We start from the raw sequence: 18155 nt of genomic DNA on the forward strand, positions 1-18155 counted from the left end.
AAAATCTCAGTTGTTTTGCTAATCATTGCTTGACATTTTGAAAGGCCTGTTTTAGAACTTAAACCTACACCTATAGCAAAAGCGTCTGCATTTCTTACTTCTAAAGTGCTTTGAGTATAAATTCTTTTTGCTTGTGCTGTGATATCCGTTGGAACTTCTTCTATTTTAGTAGGAATATAAAGTCCATGTTTCATAAATTCAAAATCACCTGCGATTAAAACATCTCCTAAACCATATTCAGGACTTAATAAACGATGCATGTGAAAATTAATGGTTCCAAAATCAGTTTCAAAACTAATAACTCTACCAACTAATTTAGTCTCATCTTTTAAAATCCTTGTAGCAAGTTTGTTAATAGCTGGTTTTAATTCAGCACCCAAAAATACATCTTTAGGAGTTACTCCACTATCCCAAATGGTTTGTAAGATTTGATTGAGTTTATCCTCTGTTAATTCGGTTGCAGTACCACTCCAATCACCTGCCTCATCAAAAGCCAAAACATTTCCACGTCTTTTGTTTTCAAAGTTTTCTTTATCTTTAGCCACAAAATAAAAAATACCTGCCATTTCTCCGCTTGTGTTTGCTCCTGCTTGAACATAGCTTTTAAAAACTGATTTTTTAACGTCTGTTTCACGACCTAAACCAAGCAAAGCATACTCTATATCTCTTTTATGCTCTATGGTTTTTTTACCGATCTGATACTCCATTTCGTTTCCGCCGTATTGCTTAGCTTTTAATAGTGCGTCTGAAACCATAGCTTCTGAAATAAAAATTTGTGTTGCATTGGAGGTTTTTTGAGTTGTATTTTTAGTTTCACCTACAAATTTAGAAAGCTCTAAATTTGCATTCTTTTTTGGCTTTTCAAAAGTATCAGTAATCCAAGAATGCAAAAGAGGACTTGTAACATTTGAAGTTCCGATTTTATTTAAAATAGGAGTATCTGTTGCTCCAACTTTAATAATCTTTTCATAAACTGATTGTTTTAATTTAACGTTTTCTGTAGCTGGTGCTGTATGCCCAAATGAAGGTAATGCCATTTTAAAAAATTCTCCTTAACTTAGTTTTAGAGAATTTTAAAAAAATGACTATTTCAAAACTAGTGTGTTTTGAAAAATAGATATTTTTTAAAAAAAATCTTGTAAAAATCTTGTAAAAATAAGTATAAATTAACTATAAAAAAGTATAATTTTTGCATTTTAATTGTAAAATATAATCCATAAGGAACTAAAAATGGCAGATTTCTTTCTCCATATTGATGATAAAGAATTGCGTGATTTTTATCAAAAACTAAAAAATAGCAATATTAATGTAGTGGAAGGTTCAAGTAGTTATGGCAAAGGAGATATTAGCAATCCATTTTATCTTAAAGATTTAACACATAGAAAAGCTAGCAAGAAAAAAATAGAAGAACTTGCAAAAAGATATGGAATATAAGGTTTTTCGTGAATACCAAAGCATCTCAGTCAATAATTAGTGGTTTTTTTAAAATTTATGATGTTTTTATCCAAATAGATTTGAAAACTTCGCTTTCATATGGGAGAAATTATGATATTATAAAAAAACTATTTATGTTTTTTGCAAATGATTTAATTCTTAATCCTGAAAATTATGAAGAAGCATATAAAAAACTGCGAGAAGAAATTTTAAATTACTTCGCACTGATTGAAGAATATTTGAACATAACCGCACAAAGAAGTTCCGTTGTTAGTATAAATAGTGCATTAATATCTTCTCTTTCAAAATATAAAAAAATTTTTAGCGATTTTTTACATTCAATTGCAATGTTTATAAAATTTCGAAATAAAATCCAAATAAAAGGCCGAAGTATAATAGCTAAAAATAATATTGTAGAAAGATTAAACTATTATTTTAATTTTCAAGATATTCAAGCCGTAGAACAAATAGTAGAAAAAATAGAATTTCAAAATGATAGCAATATACCAAAACAAGTGTTAACGGAATTTCATAATTTTATGTCCCATGTTTGCACCGCCTACTCTTTATCTAATGAAGATAAAAACACTGATGTTTTTTCAAAAAATATTGAACGAGCAATAAATCATATTAAACGGGGAACACTCGATTGTTATAAAATTATCATAAAAGATTTTTTTATATTGATGAAAAATAATAAAGAAGAATATTTAATGATCCCAAAAGATGAATATAAGCTATTTAATATAAGAATTAATGAATATCAAAGTCTTGGGAAAGAGGACATGGAGGTAATTGAAAACTATAAAAAATATGCTGCCTTTATTTTAAATAAAATAACTTAAATACGAATTAATATAACTATGTAAATAGTTAAAAGGGAGATAATCATCCCTTTTGTAAAATCACTAGTGTATGCTGTCTTAGTGATTTTCTATTTCTTTTCAAAAGCAGTTACTATCCACTGATTTCCCACGCTTTTATTAAATCCTTTATTAACCCATAAAATATAATCTTTGAAAACTATATTGAAAGATTTTTCTCTATTTTCTCGTTGTATTATATCTCCTTTCTCAACAATCTCAGGTATTATATTTAAATCTAAATCAGGATGCTTATCGATAATATGAGATAAGCCATAACCTTTATGTTTTATTTTATCTGTTACCTCTCCCCAAACCAAATCAATATCACCTAATTCTTTTCTATAGAAAGCACCTGCAACTTGTCCTTGTTTTTCTAGTATAAGTTTTTCTATAGCTCTTGATCCATCATGGTAATACTCTGCGTAATTAACCCCAAATTCTTTTATAGGTTTAATATTTAGCTTTTCCTCAATTTGCTTTCTTATACGTTCTGGAATATCATGTTTAATTCCTTTGAGAGTGTCTTTTTTGGCATTGATTATAAATTGTCGTGTTAAGTTGTAATGAACAGGATCTAAATCCATTTCATCTAAGTAATCTAAATTAAAATTTTTATTTTCACCCAAATAATCATCATACCTTTGCAAAGCATCATCATTTGTAATAATTTTTTTTAACTTTTTGGTTTTTATACTTTCATTAAAATCTGGCAACTCATAAGAATGTTTTATACCTGATTTTTCAAGCTCATTATAAGCATCTTTAATATCTTTTATTGCTTTTGTAGTATGATATTTTGTTAGATATTTTTCAAAACCTTTATAATCTCCCATTTTGAAACGATATTGCAATTTTCTAAAATCAGCTTTAAAATTAGGACTATTAACATCTAGCTTAGTTTTAAAAAAATCTTGAAAAAAATCTTTATAGCCAAAAATAGCCCATTCTAACCTTTTTGCTGTCTCTTTAAAAGGTTTATGCTTATAAATTTGATCTAATTCTTTTTTAAAACCACTTTCAAGAGTATTGTTTTTTATATGTTCTAAAACAATTTCATGTTTATCTTTAATCCTTTTGTATTTTTCTAAAGGAGTTTCTTTTAAGCTTTCTTTAGGTTTAGCTTGGGTAGAATTAGGATTATTACCCTTTGAAAGTGCATTAGCACCATTCGCCGTTGGCTCTGCGTCTTTTGGCAATACGGGCTGTGTAGAGTATGGCGACTCTACCAAAGGGCTTTTACCATCTCTTTTTATGATTCTTTCATTTTCTTTATCAGCATTCCTAGATTTAGTGATATGTCTAACTTCTCCGCTATCTTTATTTATGCCGAGTTTTCCTAGTTTATTATCATTTAATCTTTTTGCTATTAAAGCTATATCCATTCTGTTATTTTTATAAAAAAATGTAGGATTTTCTTTAATTTCTTTTATGAGTTTAAATACATCACTAGGTTTTTTAAACATCTCTTTATGTTTGTTAGCTAAATATTCTAAGTCAGCTATAATCTCATCATTTGTAAGCTTTGCCAAATTTCTAACATTTGGAGAAACGCTTATTTTTACATTTAAATCGCTCTTTGCATACTTAGGATTAGGTTTATCCATGAAGAAGTTGTCGCCTTTGATAACACCTTCTTTTATTAGTGCATCTTTTAATATTTTATTTTGTTCTTTATCTACTTTAATATAATTATCCAAAGCATCTTTAAAAATTCTACTTTGTTCTTGATCTGCTATTTTTATGTTTCTAAGATTGGATATAACTTCTTTATTGGTTTTAGCAAGCTTTAAAGCATCTAGTATTTGATTTCTTAATGCTTGTTCTTTAGCACTTTTCATAAAAGGTGCTAAAGCGTGTAATCTAGCGAAAATACCACTTATTAATATTCTATCAAAAACACCCTGTATTGTTGTAGCCATTGAAGAGTTTGTCTTTCTACCGCTACTCGCTAAAGCTGTCATTATTAAATCTCTATTATTGCGATATATCAAAGCGTATGTATTAATAACACCTTTAACATCTTTTAATTTTTTGCTTGAAAATTCAACATCTTTTAAGTCCTTTGATAAACCTACAAAATCATACCCTATGCCTTCAATCCTATATTTTTCTAATAAAGCATTCATTGTATGAGTTTCATTAGCCAATCTTTCTTGTTCATTCATTCCTTTAAAAGCATTTTCTAAATTCTTATCTTCATTGATATTTCTAAGCCCTTTAACCAATCTATCAGCAAGTCCCTCTTTTGATTCTTGAGCCTTCATCATACCCAAATAACTTTCTTTAAAATTTTGTTTTAAAGCAAAATTTTTATTTGCATTATCTAGGATTTCTTTTGCTAATGCCTTGTCACTAGCATTTCTTATCAACGCATCGTCTAAAATTTCTTTTACTATTCCATAAGCTTGTTTTGTGTTGTATGTTTTATTTCCCGTGTTTAATTGCTTGTTTATAGCTGTTCTTAATCCAAAGATTTGCTCCGCACTTACTTCTTTTCCTTTTATTTCATCTAAATAGCTTTGTATGTTATTTTTTACATCTTGCTCTAAAAAATTATTATTTTTAAAATTTTCAAGCTTTGCTATATCTTCACTGGTTAATACTATTTTTCCATTATTAAGCTTATCTAATTTACTTATAGCATCGCCATACTCTTGATTTATTCTACTCTCATAAGCGTGATTATCTTTTTGCCAAGCCTTATAATCAAACTCACCATTTAAACCTGTTTTATTTTTAAATACTTCATCTTGCCCTTTAATCATATTTAAAAAAGAAATACTAGCATCCTTATCAGCTTTTAAAACATCATCTAAAAAACTTCCGATTTCGGGATACGCTTGAGCTGCTTTTAATAAGAATTCTCTTCTTTGTGTAGTAGGAACTCCTTGTAAGGCACTAGAGATATTTTTCAAAATAGCACTTGTTCTTTTTGCACCATCTTGTATAAATTGTGGATTATTTTTGTTGAGACCTTGCTCTACTATATTTCTTAAGATTTCAATCGTCGGTTTTCCATTTTCTAAATATATTGGATTTTCTTTCGCTATGAGCTCATCTATTTGTTTTTTATTCTCTATATTTTTTGTAAGATTATTAAAAATTGTTTCTGCATTTTGCAATCCACCATCTGTAAATTTTCCTACAAAAGGAATATCCTTTTCTCCTATTTTATCAATGAATCTGTTTCCTAAATTACCTCCTTTTACAGCCATTCCATCTATCATATCTTTACCAGCTTGTGCTCCTGTTTTAACACTGTTTATTAAATCACCAACGCTTTTATATGTTTTTCCTATTCCCTTTATAGCTGATCCAACTACAGCACCTGCTAAGGCATCTTCTGCGGCTGCACTTCCAAACCTTTTAGCATAGTCCATATAACTTGCTTCAATTCCTGTATTGTTACTTTGCGAATGAAGATCAGATACAGCACCGCTACCAGCACCAACTGCAGATGGTGCGAAATAATTTAAGGCTTTTTTGGCTATTGTTTGTCCTGCTGTTTTTGCTAAACTTCCAACATATCCACCAGCTACAGAAAATGCTAACTCGTTTTTAGTGCTAGCAAGTGTATTTCTAAAGCTAGGAGTAAAATCAATTTCTTTTCCATTTTTATCAACGCCTATATATTTATAGTCTCCATTATTTATTTCTAAAAATGGCTCATACCCTAGTTTTTTTATTTCATCGTATGCGATTTGAAAAATTTGCTTTTGCTCTTCATTACTAGGACTAGTAAAAATTCTAGGTATCATTCCACCTGATACTTGATTTGTGGCATCTTCTATTTTTTGCCTTGCACCTTCTTCTCCACTTGTAACTCTTGGAGAAAGATAATCCAATCCTTCGATTATAATTCTTTTTGGGTCTATAAGATTATTAAAATCTTCTAGTCCCTTATTTATCTTACTCCATACTCCTTGTTCTTGTGGCTCATTTTGACTTACTTGTGGTGCTTGATACATACTCATAGGCTTACCATCTAAAGCTAATTCTTCTTGCGAATTAAAATTGTTTTGTTGTTGATTATTTTGAATAAATTGATTGTATTTATTTTGTAAAAAAATATCATCAATATCTATATAAGTTTTTCCTTCTGGTATATCTATATTCATATCAAAAAGTTGCATTGTTTTTGCACCTTGTGGAATTTGTATTGTCATCTTTTATCCTTATTATCTAAATGTAATCATATTGTTTTGTTGTAAAAAATCTTGGGTTAATTGCTGTTGCGGTTGTTGTGATAGAATCTTATTTAATGGCACTCTTTGCCCTTGAGAAACTAAAATATTTCCACCATTTATAAAATCTTTTATCATAGCCTTTTCATTTTCTAGCTTTTTATACATATTGCTATAATATTTTTCTATATTATCTCTATCTTTTAAATACCTTTCTGTTTTCCAAATATCCATATATTCTTTTTTTAAGGCATCATTTTTTACTCTATATAGTATTTCTACTGCTTTTTCAATATCATGTTTAGCATACTTATCAAAGAAGTAAAAACTATCTGTTTTAACCAATTCTTCTAATCTATGCCTATCTTCATTGCTCATCCTGCCACTTGTGATATTAACTAGTGCCAAATTTATTTCAGCTTTTAGCTTATCTGCGAATTCTTGTTTTAAGTTTTTACTATTGTTAAAAGGAGTATTTCTTAATTTTTGACTTATGGTATCTCCAAATCCATAAATATCATTTAAATTTATATTTTGCGTTTTAGCGGTTTTTGCAAAATTATATAAATCCCCGCCATTACTTTCTTTGCTAAAAACATCTTTCATTGTTTGTAGTTCAGTTAAATTGCCATTAGCATCTATGCTAAAGCCTGAATTATTATTTGTTTTATTAGTAACTATATTACTATTTTTACCGGTTAAATAATCTAAATATTTTTGATTATAATCTTTATCTTCTTTATATTTAGCCCAGTTTAAAGCATTGTCTTGGGCTTGTTTTTGTCTTTCGAAGTCAAATCTTTGCAAAGCTAAAGTATTATTAAATTCATCTTGTTTTGCCCGATAATCAATTTGTTGTTGTCTTAATTCTTGCTCTTGCTGAAACTGATTTGCTTTAACTTTATCATTATAATTTTTACTCATAATATCATGTAAAACACCGCCGACTTTTCCCGCATTTTGTATAACCATTGTATCGGGATTAAAAACTACTCTTTGTGGATTGTAAAATGCCATTTTATTTCCTTTATTTAAGTTGTTCAAATAAAGGATTTAAGGAAGTTAATGTATAATTTCAAAGGGTGTGGTGCCAAGGGTCGCCACCCTTAGCACTAATTTACCACCTAGAAAGGCGGTGAAGATAAGATGCTACAAATCTTAATAGTTATTATACTACTTTGTGTTATTGTTGTCAATGCAAATTAACAACCAATAAGCAAAGCCCCCTATAAAATGGGGGTTAAGATTTACCCTTTAAAATAAACTCCTTAAATCCAACTATACTCAACTTGCCCAAACATTCTGAAGCTTATTCTCTATATTTGCCCTACGTCTTAATTCTTCATTGCTCAAATATTTATTAAAATCAAAAGCTTGTTTTTGTAAATCAAAATTCTTTTTTGCCATTTTTTGCTGATTATAAGCACCATATAAAGCACCAGCACCGCCTAAAATATTACTTAGCTTATCAAAATTGGTTATTTTATTTGTATTATTTTCTTTAAATAACCAATCCCCAAAATTCCCCAAAGCATTTTTAGCAGTATTCAAAAAACCTCCACTGTTACTCGCTAAATTTGGCACAAAACCGCTAGTTTTAATCAACCTATCAGCAAAAGTATCTCCTAAAGGTGTTCCACCTTTTAAAGCTGTTAAAAAATCCATTTTAACTCCTATATAAAACTCATAAGCTCTTTGCCTAAATCAATAGGACTTACCTCTTCGCCTTTTTTTATCTTCTCGTCAAAATCACTTGTTTTTATATTATTACCACCACCTATCAGATCATCTGCTTTTTTAATATTGGAGGTTTTATTGACTAAATTTAAAAGCGTTTTCCAGCTTTCTAAATCTCCATTTGCCAAACCGCTTAACTTACTAGCTAATTCTCCCATAGATTTTAAATCTATATCAGGATACGATTTTCTTAACTCATTCTCTACTTGTGTATATTTAGCAATAAGTGCCTCTTTTTCCTCTTTTTCTTTTTGCTTTTGTTCTAATTCTTCTAGTTTTTTAAGTTTATCATCAATCCCATCAAGTCCAAGCTCTTTTAAGTATTCAATTCTTTGTCGCTCTTGTTCGCTTGGTTCCTTTTTTGGATTTTTTAAAGCTTCAAGCTCACTCATTAAAGCATTTAATTTGCTTTCATTCTCGTTTTTATAAGTTTCAAACATTGCCTTATAATCAGGTTCATTTCCTGCATTCTGATCAGGTTCTACGCTTCCTTCTTTTATAGGTTCATTAGCTCCTTCATCATCCGAAATCGCATCCATTAAATCTTTTAAAGCATCATTCTCCATCGCTATCATCCTTTATTTGTAAAATTAAAATATCTAAAAAAGCCATAGTGTCTAAAGCTTTTAACCTCTTCTCATCGTCATTATTGTTTTTTGCCGTATAAAAACATTCTTTATATTTTGCTTTTATAAATTTGATTAGTTTTTTCCCTCCTTTTGTATTTATTAAATCACTTTGTATTTCAATATTTAGCATTTTTTATCCTTGTATAGATTGATGATCTTCTTGTTGTATATTTTGTTCATTATTTTCAAAAGAAAATAAAGTATTAACGTTTTTTACACCCAAAATTGGTAATAATTCTTTTGTAAGCTCTTTGTTTGCCTTTATAATTCCATAAGCAGAATTAGCATCGCCTATACTCATATACATTTGATAAAGTTGTGCAAAAACTTGCATACTTGCTTGTATTCCAGCACGGCGAACTTCTTTATTCATAGCTCCTGTTCCAGTTTGAATTTTAAATCTAAAGCTAGGTATATCTTCTCTTTGATATCCTTTAAAAAAACTGTCCTCTCCGTATTTAAAAATAAGCATTGCAAATCTATCAAACAAAGGCTCAATAAATGTTTCATTATATTGTCTTATATAATCAGCACTTCTTCTTCCACCCTCTTGTGCTTTAATGCTAATTTCTGTAGCAGTTTCATTATTTGCAGTTTGTGCTCCATTATTTTGAGGACTTATTCCTGTTACTTCTGTAAGTTCAGCTTCTAAAATCTGCAAATTCATTCCAGCACTACTTACATTTGGTGGCGGCAAGATCTGAACTGCTCTAGGATCATCGCTATAAATTGGTTTTCCTAGAGTTTCTATATCTTCACGACTTATACCCATAGATTTAGGAATGATTATTTTAGGGTTAATATGAGATCTAACAGAATCTATAAAAAGGTTTCTTGTTATGTTAATTTCATCTTGCAATGGAATAGCTGAAGACATAATAGGTTCTCCATAAGCACTTACATAATCTTCATTGTCTATTTTTTTAAGTTGCGGCAGCATCGAACCCCATATAAAAGGTTGTCCATCTTGTAGAGGTATCTCATTTCTTAATAAAGTATTTTCAAATAAAGTAGAAACCACCCAATTATTATCATCTTTTCTTTCATAAATATCATAAAGCTTGACTTTTTTATACTTGTCATTTTCCTCAAAATATTGCCCTATTTCTACATTTTTATAAAATCCTAATTTTTGTCTTTCTATGATCTGATTGTAAGTTAAATAAATTTCATTGACTATATATCCTACATCATCACTATCTAAAGCATTTGGATCAAAGTAGATATTATCAATCCCTACTCTTTCAATACGTGGCATTCCCTTATGCCAAGTTACCTTTGCTATTGATGTTCCCACAAGCAATACATCCAAAAAAAGCGGTTGAAATATTTTAAACATATTAATTTTTCCTGTATAAAAATCGATAGCATTCTGCCAAAGCTCTATAATAGCATCATCGCTATTGATATAAGTTTCTATATCAGCCATTCTTTCACTACTAAAATAAACATCATTTAGGCTAGTTATGAGATACTTTACCTTTGCATTGATCTTAGGAATATAAATGTTTGATTTATTTCTTTTTTTAAGTTTTTGCGTGATTTTACTTTCAAGCAAGTATGCACTTTGAAGTTCTTTAAAATGCGATTTATATTTTTCGTATCCATTTTTACTTTCACTGATTAATTGAGTTAAGAAAGATACTCTCTCATCTATAGTTTTTTTTATTTTCATTTATTATCCTCCATAAGGTTGCTTTACTTAAATTAGTAATTTTTAAAATATCTTTTTCATTGACTCCTTGCTTAATCAAAAATTCTGCAAATTCTCTTTTGTATTGTTTTTTTGATATATTTAATCCAGATACTAAATTTAAAAAATCATTAGCTAAAATTGATTTAATAGCCTTATCACTTAAATTTGTAAGCTTTTTTATCTTATTTGCGTCAATAGCTTCATAAATCATTAAAAACTCACCAGCCATCATAGCTCCAATCTTCATTTGCATCATTTCTTGTATATAATTTTTCAAAAAAAGTTAAAGCCACAGCATCGCTAACATCAGGGCTTTTGCCGTAATTTTTCTTTAATTGGTCTTTTGAGACTATTTTTAATAAACCCTTATCGTTGTATTCATATTCAATCATACGCATGTCTTTTTTAAGCTCTTCATCTCTAATAATTTGCATATGTTTCAAATTATTTGCAAAAGTAAAATACATTTGAGCTCTTTTATTAAGATATTCATTGCTAGTTGCAGAATTTGCAGAATTTGCTTCAAAAACAGGTAGTCCGTAGTTTTGTAATACATCATAAACTCCAACGCCTAAGCCGCAAGTATCTATAAAAATCCCTTTTGGTTTTATCTCACTTTGGTTGTATTCTGCTAGTATTCTATTTGCAAGCTCCATAGTCCCAAGTTGTGAGTATTTTTTAATCTCATCAATCACAAAACCTTTTCTTTTAGCTAAAACACTTTTATCATCTCCATATCTTGCAACATCAAGTCCCCAGATATTTTCACCTTGCATTTTTTCAATACTAAATGAATTAGCACTCATAGCATTCTCAATCTCGCTTAATGAAAAAAGTTCAGCGTTGGAACTATCAATAAACTCGCCATAAATCTCCTGCTTTACAACTTCACTACCTTCGCCACCTACTTCCTCAATAAGCTCTTTGATCTGTTCTTGTTTTAAAAATGGATTATCATAACTTGAGAATTGAAAATGTTTCCAATTCTTATCGCTCAATTCTTTTTTACATAGCTCGTAAAATAGATTTTTACCTTTAGGCACTCCGCCTATAATAGCTCTTGAATTTGGATTATCTAAGAGCATAGGGCGTATAGCGTTATACCAAAGATACTCTCCCTTACTGCCTTTTAAAATAATCCCTGCCTCATTTAGAATAACCAAGTCATAACCAAATCCTTCAATATTTTCACTTCTTTCAGCACTTCTCATATGAAGCACAGCTTTATTAATGATTAACTTCTTATCTTGCACACTCCAAGAATAAAAATCTTTTGGAAGTTTTTTAAGTTCAGGAGTAAAATACAACTCATAATAATTTTGTAGGTTTGCTTGTATAGTATCCACCCATAATATATTGTTTCCCATAAGTAAATTTTCTATTACATATTTAGCACATCCTCTTGTAAATCCAAGTCTCCTGCCTTTTGCAACAGTAACAAAACGTGGATTTTTTTCATCAAATACTTTAAGTTGTGCAGGTGTATAAGAAAAATCAAGTCTCAAATTCATTTTACTTCAGATCTTATAATTTCGATTTTTTGCACATTGTCACTAACTACTTCTTGCTTATCCACGTAGCCATGCTGATTTTTAAGCAAGAACATGCTAACACTTGGAGTATAGGTGCCAATTAGAGAATGATTAACGATATCCATCTCACAGCGTTGTTTTGCATGAGCAACAATTTCTCCAAAGTCTTTGTCTTTTTCCCAATCGCTTAAAGTTTGCATTGAAATTCCTAAATATACCGCCAACCCTACTTTTGTTTTAGGCGCAAAAATAATACTTTCTTTGGTTTCTTTTAGCACTTTTTTTTCATTAAAATATTCATCAATTTTTGAAATCAATTCTTCTTTGGTTAAGCTCTTGCCATTAGTCATCATTCTTGCCATTACGCCACCTTTTCTTTAAAATCAAGCTCTTTAATTTCCAAGTCTAAAAAAGACTTTTTAAAGGTAATAATTTCATAATTTCCTTTTAAAACGTTCTTATCATTTTCAAATAAAGCATCTAGCACGCCTTTTACGATATTATCTGCATCTCCATGCTTTTTATTATTAAAACCGATTTTTAAAGAAAACTCGTAATTCTTTTTCCTATCAAAAGCTTTAAAAGAACTTATATTGTTTTGCTTTCTAAATTCCCATTTTAATAACTCTTTAAAATCTTGATATTTTTTATATTCCATATCCATCCATTTAGCCCTTTGTGTAGTCCTTTTATAAGGGACTGGGTTATTTGTAAGATTGATTTTTAAAACATACTTTTCCATTTCAACCTTTCTTAAAACTAGCTTACATTTTTATAAGTCATATTGACTTTTATTTTTTCTTCAAATTTTGTTCGATTCTCTTCAAATGCTTCTTTTTCTTTCTTTTTAAAATTATTATAATCATCTTCATAACTTAAGGGCTTATATCTTCGTATAATCTTATAAGAAGAATTTGCACATATATCAACCCCTATACGATTTTGATTTTTAAATATAAAATCTATCAAAGCGTGTTTAAATTCATTATTCTTTAGTGGATCTCCATCTTCATAAGTCAGTTCTCCAAAACTATTTATACAAACCAACATATTGATAGATTTTGCCGATTTTTTATAGGCATTGCCTTGTGTATCATAACAATAATACGAGTATATAAAATCATCCTCAAGTAATCTAAAAAATGGGCAATTTTTATATTTGCTTTTTAGCCAATATAAAAAGCTTTCTTTATCCTCAAAGCGTTTTTTAAATTCAAATTCTGCTTTCTTGCAAACTATTCTTAATTTTTCATAGGTCGTTCCAACGATTTTTTCTTTTTCAAGTGTTTCAAAATAATAATCCAAAAAAGAATGTATATCTTTTGCCTCTTTTAAATATCTTCCAACTATATCAGTTGCTTGTGCTTTGTTAATTTCTAACAAATCCATTAAAACTTGTATTTTTTCTTGCATTGTTTCCCCTTAAAAGCATCCGATGAGTTTTGTCTCGTTTTTATGCTCATTTTTCATTCCATAATATTTCATTAGACTATCAACTACAGCAGGATTGGCTTCTTTGTTTCTATTAAATCGCTGTGTTTTTCTAGCTTCATTTTCTTTAGCATATTTCATCCAAGTATAAAGACTTCCAGCAACACTTGACATTCTTTTTCCATTTCTTTTCCATTCTCTAGCGTCCCAATAGCCTATAAAATCATTAGCCAACTCTTCGCCAAAACTTGTTCCATTTTTCTCATTAAATGCTTTAATTTGTCCCATGAGTTCATTAACATTTGGAGCTTTAAACTCTTTTTTTGCCATTTTTTCAAAATCCTTTTTATTAAAATTAACAAAACTTGTCACAAAAAAGGCGTTTTCGTTAGAAACGCTTTCTTTCTTTTCTTGATTATTTTCTAATTTTTCTAAATTCTCTTTTTTTATAAATTCTTTATTATTAATATTTATATTATTTATAAATTTATTATCACGCGTGTGTGTGCGTGTTTCTATATATAGGGAATTTTCATTTTTTGTTTTTTCAGTGGTTAAATTTCTGTCGATTGATGAAACGTTATTTTGAAGAGCTTTACTTAACTTTTCATTGCTGCTTTTAAGCAAAGTTAAAGATTTGTTAAAATGTCTTTTAGTTTGAAAATTTTCATCTTTTAAAATCCACTCATAAAAATTTAAAGAACCATTTCTTACTTTTTTAATTTCAAGAAGATTAAGCTCTACAAGTTCTCTTTTTGCAATCCTAAGTCTATTAAGGCTTATTCTTTGATTATTTTTTACCTTTATAAACTCCCTCAAATAGATCTCGCTTACAATCGTTTTTTCACTAAGTTTGCCTAACTGAATATATAAAGCTAAAGCATCAACACTTAAGCCACCAAAAGCTATAGTATTTGATATTTTCAAATATCCTTTTCTTTGCTTTAAAGTTTTTTTGAGACAAGCCACTTCAAAACTTGCTTTAAAATTAGGTATCATTTATTCACCTTTTGTAATTTTTTAAAATATTTTCCAAATTAATAAATAAACTAAAAAGCCTATTAAAAATCCTGCTATAAAAGCCATTTTTAAACCTTAATCCGCTTTAAAAAGTCCTTTGCTATAATTATTTTGCACCAAATTAAGAAAGGACTTATCAAAATGGACGAGAAAAATTTAAACTTATTAAAGAATATTCCTTATCTCATGAAAAAAATCGAAGAGTTAGAAAGCAGGATAAAAAAGCTAGAGCAAACTCAACAGCCACAATGCTATTCTACTCAAACTCCCGACCAAATAGGAAAAATCTAAGTCTTATCAAGGCTTAGAATATCTTTTTTACCTAGTTCTCTATAGTATTTTTCAAACTTCAAAATATCAGTAATCTTATCAACAAGGAGCTCATCAATACTATCAAATCCCTCTTTACTTGCCATACTTTGCAAAAGCTCAAAATACTCATCAGGCATTTTAATTTTTAGTTCAATTGTTTTCATTCTCTATCCTTTCGCTTTCTCCCAAAAATTGAAGCAATTTATTTCTATTCTTTTTGCCCCAAATATTCGGCGGTATTTGATATTTTTCCCAAAGCTCACCAGCAATCTGAACTTTTATTCCTATACGAGAGCTTAAAATGCTACTTACACCATCTTTGCTGTAATAATTAAATAATATTTTTTTAAGTTCTTTCCTAGTCATAAATTACATTCTCGATAATATTTTTTAAAAATGTAGCATAACTACTATAAAAATAAGTTTAATTTTGTGTAATTATACTACATAAAATTTTAAAAAAATCCGATGTATAATTACTACAATAAAAAAAGGAATTAAGCAATGATAGAAAAAGCGGAAAAAACATTTTATAAACTTGATAAAGAATTTTTGGCTCAAGTTTTAAAAGAAAAAAAGATAAGTAGATCAAAATTTGCTCAAATGCTTTCAGAGAATGGTTATGAAATTACATTAGATGGTATTGCATATTGGTATAGAAATGAAAAAAATCAACCTGAAAATTATGAAAATATTATTATTATGGCAAAAGTTTTAGGAGTTCCAGTTTCCAAACTTGCTCCTATAAATAATAATATAAAAAATTACATAAAACAAGAAAACCAAGTTGAATTCAGATACTTTTCTGATATTTACGCAAGTGCAGGATTTGGAACATCTTCTCAAAATGAAGAATTTAAAATTATTTCAGTTAATGAAAATTTTTTAAAAGAAATTTTAGATATACCTATAAAAAAGACTTATGATATTATAAAAATCTACGGTGAGAGTATGGAACCTATTTTACTAAACGGAGATTTTGTAATAGTTGATAGAAATAAAAATACACTTGCCGCTATATCAAATGCCGATATTGTTATTTTTAGAAAAGGCGATGATCTATTTTGTAAAAAAATTAAAAAACAACCGTTTGAAGACTTTATATTTTTAGTTTCAGAAAATAAAAAATACGAAGATAGAAAAGTAGATAATGTAGAATTTGAAAAATGTGAAATTTTAGGCACAGTGGTTTCAAAAATGACAATTGAAACTTTTAAAAATTTCATAGAGGTGGTGGGGTGAATTTAAATAAAATAATGAACTATTTAAAAAATCCTTTTATATTGTCATATATTGCAGGAATTTTTGTTCTTATTTTAAGCGTTAAAATTAATAACTTAATTATAGCTATTATGGGATATATTCTATTGATTATTCCAGCATTTATAGATTTATATCAAATTATTAAAAGAATTAATATTGCTAAAATATATAACTTATTAGTTTTTTTTGGATTATATTGTATAGCTGAATTTTTTTCGAGAGATATAATTTATAATAAAGTAGATTATACTCCAGATAGTTATAGTTATGCTATTAATATTTTTAATATTATAATTATTATTCCAATAATAATTATATGTATAATGTTTGCTTTGTTGCTATTGTTTATAGCATCTTTTTTATTGGCAATACTAAAAGAGATGTTTAAAACTTTATTTTTTACAAATCTTGATTTTTTAGTTCAAAAAATTTTTAACTTTATAATAAAAACAACCCATTTTAAAAATAAAGTTCATATCTGTTTCTTTATATTTTTTGGAGTTGCGGTTATTTTACAGTGTTTGAGCTTTTCTACGCTCGGTTATTTTTATGTATTTAATTTTACTTCTAATATTATCCATATGACTTCGTATTATCAAAATAATACAATATGTTCAAAAGTTTCACCTAATGCTTATATACATTTACTAGGAGATAATAAAGTTTCAATATCACCATTTAATGAAAAATTTGTATTTCATTTGGACAAAAATAGAGATAAATTTATAACTAGAGATTGTAATTAAGTAAGTATAGCGGTTTATATTTTCTAATGCCAAAATATTTTTAAATCAAATTGAAAAGATGTAAAAAAATTAAATAAAATTATTAAAAAAATAAAACTAATTAAAATTTTAACAAAAAATTCGATATACTTTTTATCAATATAAAATTTATCAATTAGTTAAATTTGTTTAAATGAGTGTTGATTTTTAAAAAATAGAAAATCAATTTGTTTTTTTTGATGAATATACAAGGTTAAATGTTAAAATCAAATCCTGTAATTTTTAGAGATGACAATCAAATATAATTTTATAGAGTTTGTAGGATGGATACAAAAAGAAAAAAAACAAATCAATGGGAAGAAATAGGTATTAAAGATTTTAATGATGTTTTATATGCAGAAGAATTAAAATATAATAAAATAAACGAAATTTATGAATTACCAAATCATGAAATATGCACAAAAAAGGAAAATAGTAAAAGCCGTTTTAAATTAGAAATAGATCAAATAGTGATTGAAAGTGATAAAATAAAGATAAAAGAGATTGATATGAAAAAAATAGGATATGAATATTTCATTCTTTATAAACCTATTTTAGAACAAAAAGAAAGACTTATTTACGTTTATAAAGATAGTAATGATACAATGTATATCCCAATAGAAAATAGAAATTATTTTATAAAGGAAGAAATAAAAAAACAATGAAAAATATTCTTAAATTACTTAATAAAAGAGAACAAAAGATATTTTTAGAAAATAAAAATCTTATTAGTAAGCTTTGGAAAATTATCCCAGAATCAAACAAGCGACCAATGGAAGCAAACGATATTATCAATATACTTAAAAATGAAAATTTACCATTGAATATTAAATCTATTTCTAAGAAATTTAATATCATCTTGAAAAAAAACATGAGATTAAAAAAATATAATTCAAAATCAAAGTTTGATGGTAATCAAATAATAATAGAATATAAAGATGAAAAAGAAATACCGGAACAAATAGGACATATATTTCAAAATTTCTTAAGTGGTATTTACTTCCAATATCCGCCAAAATACAATTTAAAAACAATTGATTTTTATGAAAAAAAGGCTAAAAATTTTGCAAAATGCTTAAACTTGTTAATTCCAAGATACGAAATAATGAATAGTTTAAGAAAACATTTTGAAATAATAGATAGTTTTAAAAAGCATTTTGAAATAATAGATAGTTTTAAGAAAAAAATGCATTTAGCCAAGAATGAGCAATATTTATCAATTAATAAAATACAAAATGAAAATGAAGAATCTAAAATTACCTATGGTTTTAGCAAAGCAGCTTGAAT

21 protein-coding genes and 2 pseudogenes are annotated in these 18155 nt (G+C 27.8%); 7 read left to right on the forward strand and 16 right to left on the reverse strand.

Annotated features, from left to right (window positions below; all coding sequences use genetic code 11):
• Positions 1 to 53: 53 nt before the first annotated feature.
• A pseudogene (locus CMOL_RS05095) lies at positions 54 to 1037 on the reverse strand (SU10 major capsid protein); the annotation flags it as partial.
• A 193-nt stretch (positions 1038 to 1230) separates the two neighbouring features.
• On the opposite strand from CMOL_RS05095, the gene CMOL_RS05100 reads away from it, so the two are divergent.
• Both CMOL_RS05100 and CMOL_RS05105 read left to right on the forward strand, forming a co-directional pair.
• On the forward strand, positions 1231 to 1434 hold the full coding sequence (locus CMOL_RS05100) for a hypothetical protein (protein WP_239819975.1): 204 nt from the start codon (positions 1231 to 1233) through the stop codon (positions 1432 to 1434).
• Positions 1435 to 1568: 134 nt separating this feature from the next.
• Positions 1569 to 2279, forward strand: coding sequence for a hypothetical protein (locus tag CMOL_RS05105; protein ID WP_239819976.1), 711 nt, complete (start codon positions 1569 to 1571; stop codon positions 2277 to 2279).
• A gap of 89 nt (positions 2280 to 2368) precedes the next feature.
• Here the strand turns inward: CMOL_RS05105 and CMOL_RS07885 are convergent, their stop codons facing one another.
• The 13 genes and pseudogenes from CMOL_RS07885 to CMOL_RS05170 form a co-directional block, all read right to left on the reverse strand.
• Positions 2369 to 3763 (reverse strand): putative barnase/colicin E5 family endoribonuclease, encoded by a 1395-nt coding sequence (locus tag CMOL_RS07885; RefSeq protein WP_425599708.1) that lies wholly within the window; start codon positions 3761 to 3763, stop codon positions 2369 to 2371.
• A gap of 98 nt (positions 3764 to 3861) precedes the next feature.
• Positions 3862 to 6466 (reverse strand): annotated as a pseudogene (locus CMOL_RS05115) (hypothetical protein); the annotation flags it as partial.
• Positions 6467 to 6478: 12 nt separating this feature from the next.
• Complete coding sequence (locus CMOL_RS05120; RefSeq protein ID WP_239819977.1) at positions 6479 to 7501, reverse strand: hypothetical protein; 1023 nt, start codon at positions 7499 to 7501, stop codon at positions 6479 to 6481.
• 267 nt (positions 7502 to 7768) lie between these two features.
• A complete protein-coding gene (locus CMOL_RS05125; protein WP_239819978.1) occupies positions 7769 to 8149 on the reverse strand; it encodes a hypothetical protein in 381 nt (126 codons plus the stop codon).
• 8 nt (positions 8150 to 8157) lie between these two features.
• Positions 8158 to 8787, reverse strand: coding sequence for a hypothetical protein (locus CMOL_RS05130; RefSeq protein ID WP_345772470.1), 630 nt, complete (start codon positions 8785 to 8787; stop codon positions 8158 to 8160).
• Positions 8777 to 8980 carry a hypothetical protein gene (locus CMOL_RS05135; RefSeq protein WP_239819980.1) on the reverse strand — a complete coding sequence of 68 codons (204 nt, stop codon included), beginning with the start codon at positions 8978 to 8980 and terminating at the stop codon, positions 8777 to 8779. Before CMOL_RS05135 ends, CMOL_RS05130 begins: the two co-directional genes overlap by 11 nt.
• A 3-nt stretch (positions 8981 to 8983) precedes the next feature.
• Positions 8984 to 10525, reverse strand: a complete 1542-nt coding sequence (locus tag CMOL_RS05140) for a portal protein (protein WP_239819981.1) — start codon at positions 10523 to 10525, stop codon at positions 8984 to 8986.
• Positions 10500 to 10775 (reverse strand): hypothetical protein, encoded by a 276-nt coding sequence (locus tag CMOL_RS05145; RefSeq protein WP_239820760.1) that lies wholly within the window; start codon positions 10773 to 10775, stop codon positions 10500 to 10502. The genes CMOL_RS05140 and CMOL_RS05145 overlap by 26 nt, the downstream gene beginning before the upstream one ends.
• The gene (locus tag CMOL_RS05150; protein WP_239819982.1) at positions 10765 to 12057 is read right to left on the reverse strand and encodes a hypothetical protein; all 1293 of its coding nucleotides are present in this window, start codon (positions 12055 to 12057) and stop codon (positions 10765 to 10767) included. Before CMOL_RS05150 ends, CMOL_RS05145 begins: the two co-directional genes overlap by 11 nt.
• On the reverse strand, positions 12054 to 12440 hold the full coding sequence (locus CMOL_RS05155) for a DNA-packaging protein (protein WP_239819983.1): 387 nt from the start codon (positions 12438 to 12440) through the stop codon (positions 12054 to 12056). The genes CMOL_RS05150 and CMOL_RS05155 overlap by 4 nt, the downstream gene beginning before the upstream one ends.
• Positions 12440 to 12820 (reverse strand): RusA family crossover junction endodeoxyribonuclease, encoded by a 381-nt coding sequence (locus CMOL_RS05160; RefSeq protein WP_239819984.1) that lies wholly within the window; start codon positions 12818 to 12820, stop codon positions 12440 to 12442. Before CMOL_RS05160 ends, CMOL_RS05155 begins: the two co-directional genes overlap by 1 nt.
• A 17-nt stretch (positions 12821 to 12837) precedes the next feature.
• On the reverse strand, positions 12838 to 13491 hold the full coding sequence (locus tag CMOL_RS05165; RefSeq protein WP_239819985.1) for a hypothetical protein: 654 nt from the start codon (positions 13489 to 13491) through the stop codon (positions 12838 to 12840).
• Positions 13492 to 13500: 9 nt separating this feature from the next.
• Positions 13501 to 14508: a hypothetical protein gene (locus CMOL_RS05170; RefSeq protein WP_239819986.1), complete on the reverse strand. Its 1008-nt coding sequence runs from the start codon at positions 14506 to 14508 to the stop codon at positions 13501 to 13503.
• Positions 14509 to 14670: 162 nt separating this feature from the next.
• Here CMOL_RS05170 and CMOL_RS05175 point away from each other — a divergent pair, with 162 nt between their 5' ends.
• Complete coding sequence (locus CMOL_RS05175) at positions 14671 to 14820, forward strand: hypothetical protein (protein ID WP_239819987.1); 150 nt, start codon at positions 14671 to 14673, stop codon at positions 14818 to 14820.
• Here CMOL_RS05175 and CMOL_RS05180 read toward each other — a convergent pair.
• Positions 14817 to 15005, reverse strand: coding sequence for a hypothetical protein (locus tag CMOL_RS05180; protein WP_239819988.1), 189 nt, complete (start codon positions 15003 to 15005; stop codon positions 14817 to 14819). The two genes, CMOL_RS05175 and CMOL_RS05180, sit on opposite strands and share 4 nt — an antisense overlap.
• Positions 14992 to 15207 carry a hypothetical protein gene (locus tag CMOL_RS05185; protein WP_239819989.1) on the reverse strand — a complete coding sequence of 72 codons (216 nt, stop codon included), beginning with the start codon at positions 15205 to 15207 and terminating at the stop codon, positions 14992 to 14994. Before CMOL_RS05185 ends, CMOL_RS05180 begins: the two co-directional genes overlap by 14 nt.
• A gap of 138 nt (positions 15208 to 15345) precedes the next feature.
• Here CMOL_RS05185 and CMOL_RS05190 point away from each other — a divergent pair, with 138 nt between their 5' ends.
• From CMOL_RS05190 to CMOL_RS05205, 4 genes are all read left to right on the forward strand, one after another.
• Positions 15346 to 16083: a S24 family peptidase gene (locus tag CMOL_RS05190; protein WP_239819990.1), complete on the forward strand. Its 738-nt coding sequence runs from the start codon at positions 15346 to 15348 to the stop codon at positions 16081 to 16083.
• Between the two features lie 14 nt (positions 16084 to 16097).
• The gene (locus tag CMOL_RS05195) at positions 16098 to 16850 is read left to right on the forward strand and encodes a hypothetical protein (RefSeq protein WP_239819991.1); all 753 of its coding nucleotides are present in this window, start codon (positions 16098 to 16100) and stop codon (positions 16848 to 16850) included.
• Positions 16851 to 17152: 302 nt separating this feature from the next.
• Entirely contained in the window at positions 17153 to 17533 is a 381-nt protein-coding gene (locus CMOL_RS05200) for a hypothetical protein (protein WP_239819992.1), read from the forward strand.
• Positions 17530 to 18153, forward strand: a complete 624-nt coding sequence (locus CMOL_RS05205; protein ID WP_239819993.1) for a hypothetical protein — start codon at positions 17530 to 17532, stop codon at positions 18151 to 18153. The genes CMOL_RS05200 and CMOL_RS05205 overlap by 4 nt, the downstream gene beginning before the upstream one ends.
• Positions 18154 to 18155: the final 2 nt, after the last annotated feature.

The sequence above is a fragment of the Campylobacter sp. RM10537 genome (genome assembly GCF_022369435.1).
GTDB classification, from domain to species: Bacteria; Campylobacterota; Campylobacteria; order Campylobacterales; family Campylobacteraceae; genus Campylobacter_D; species Campylobacter_D molothri.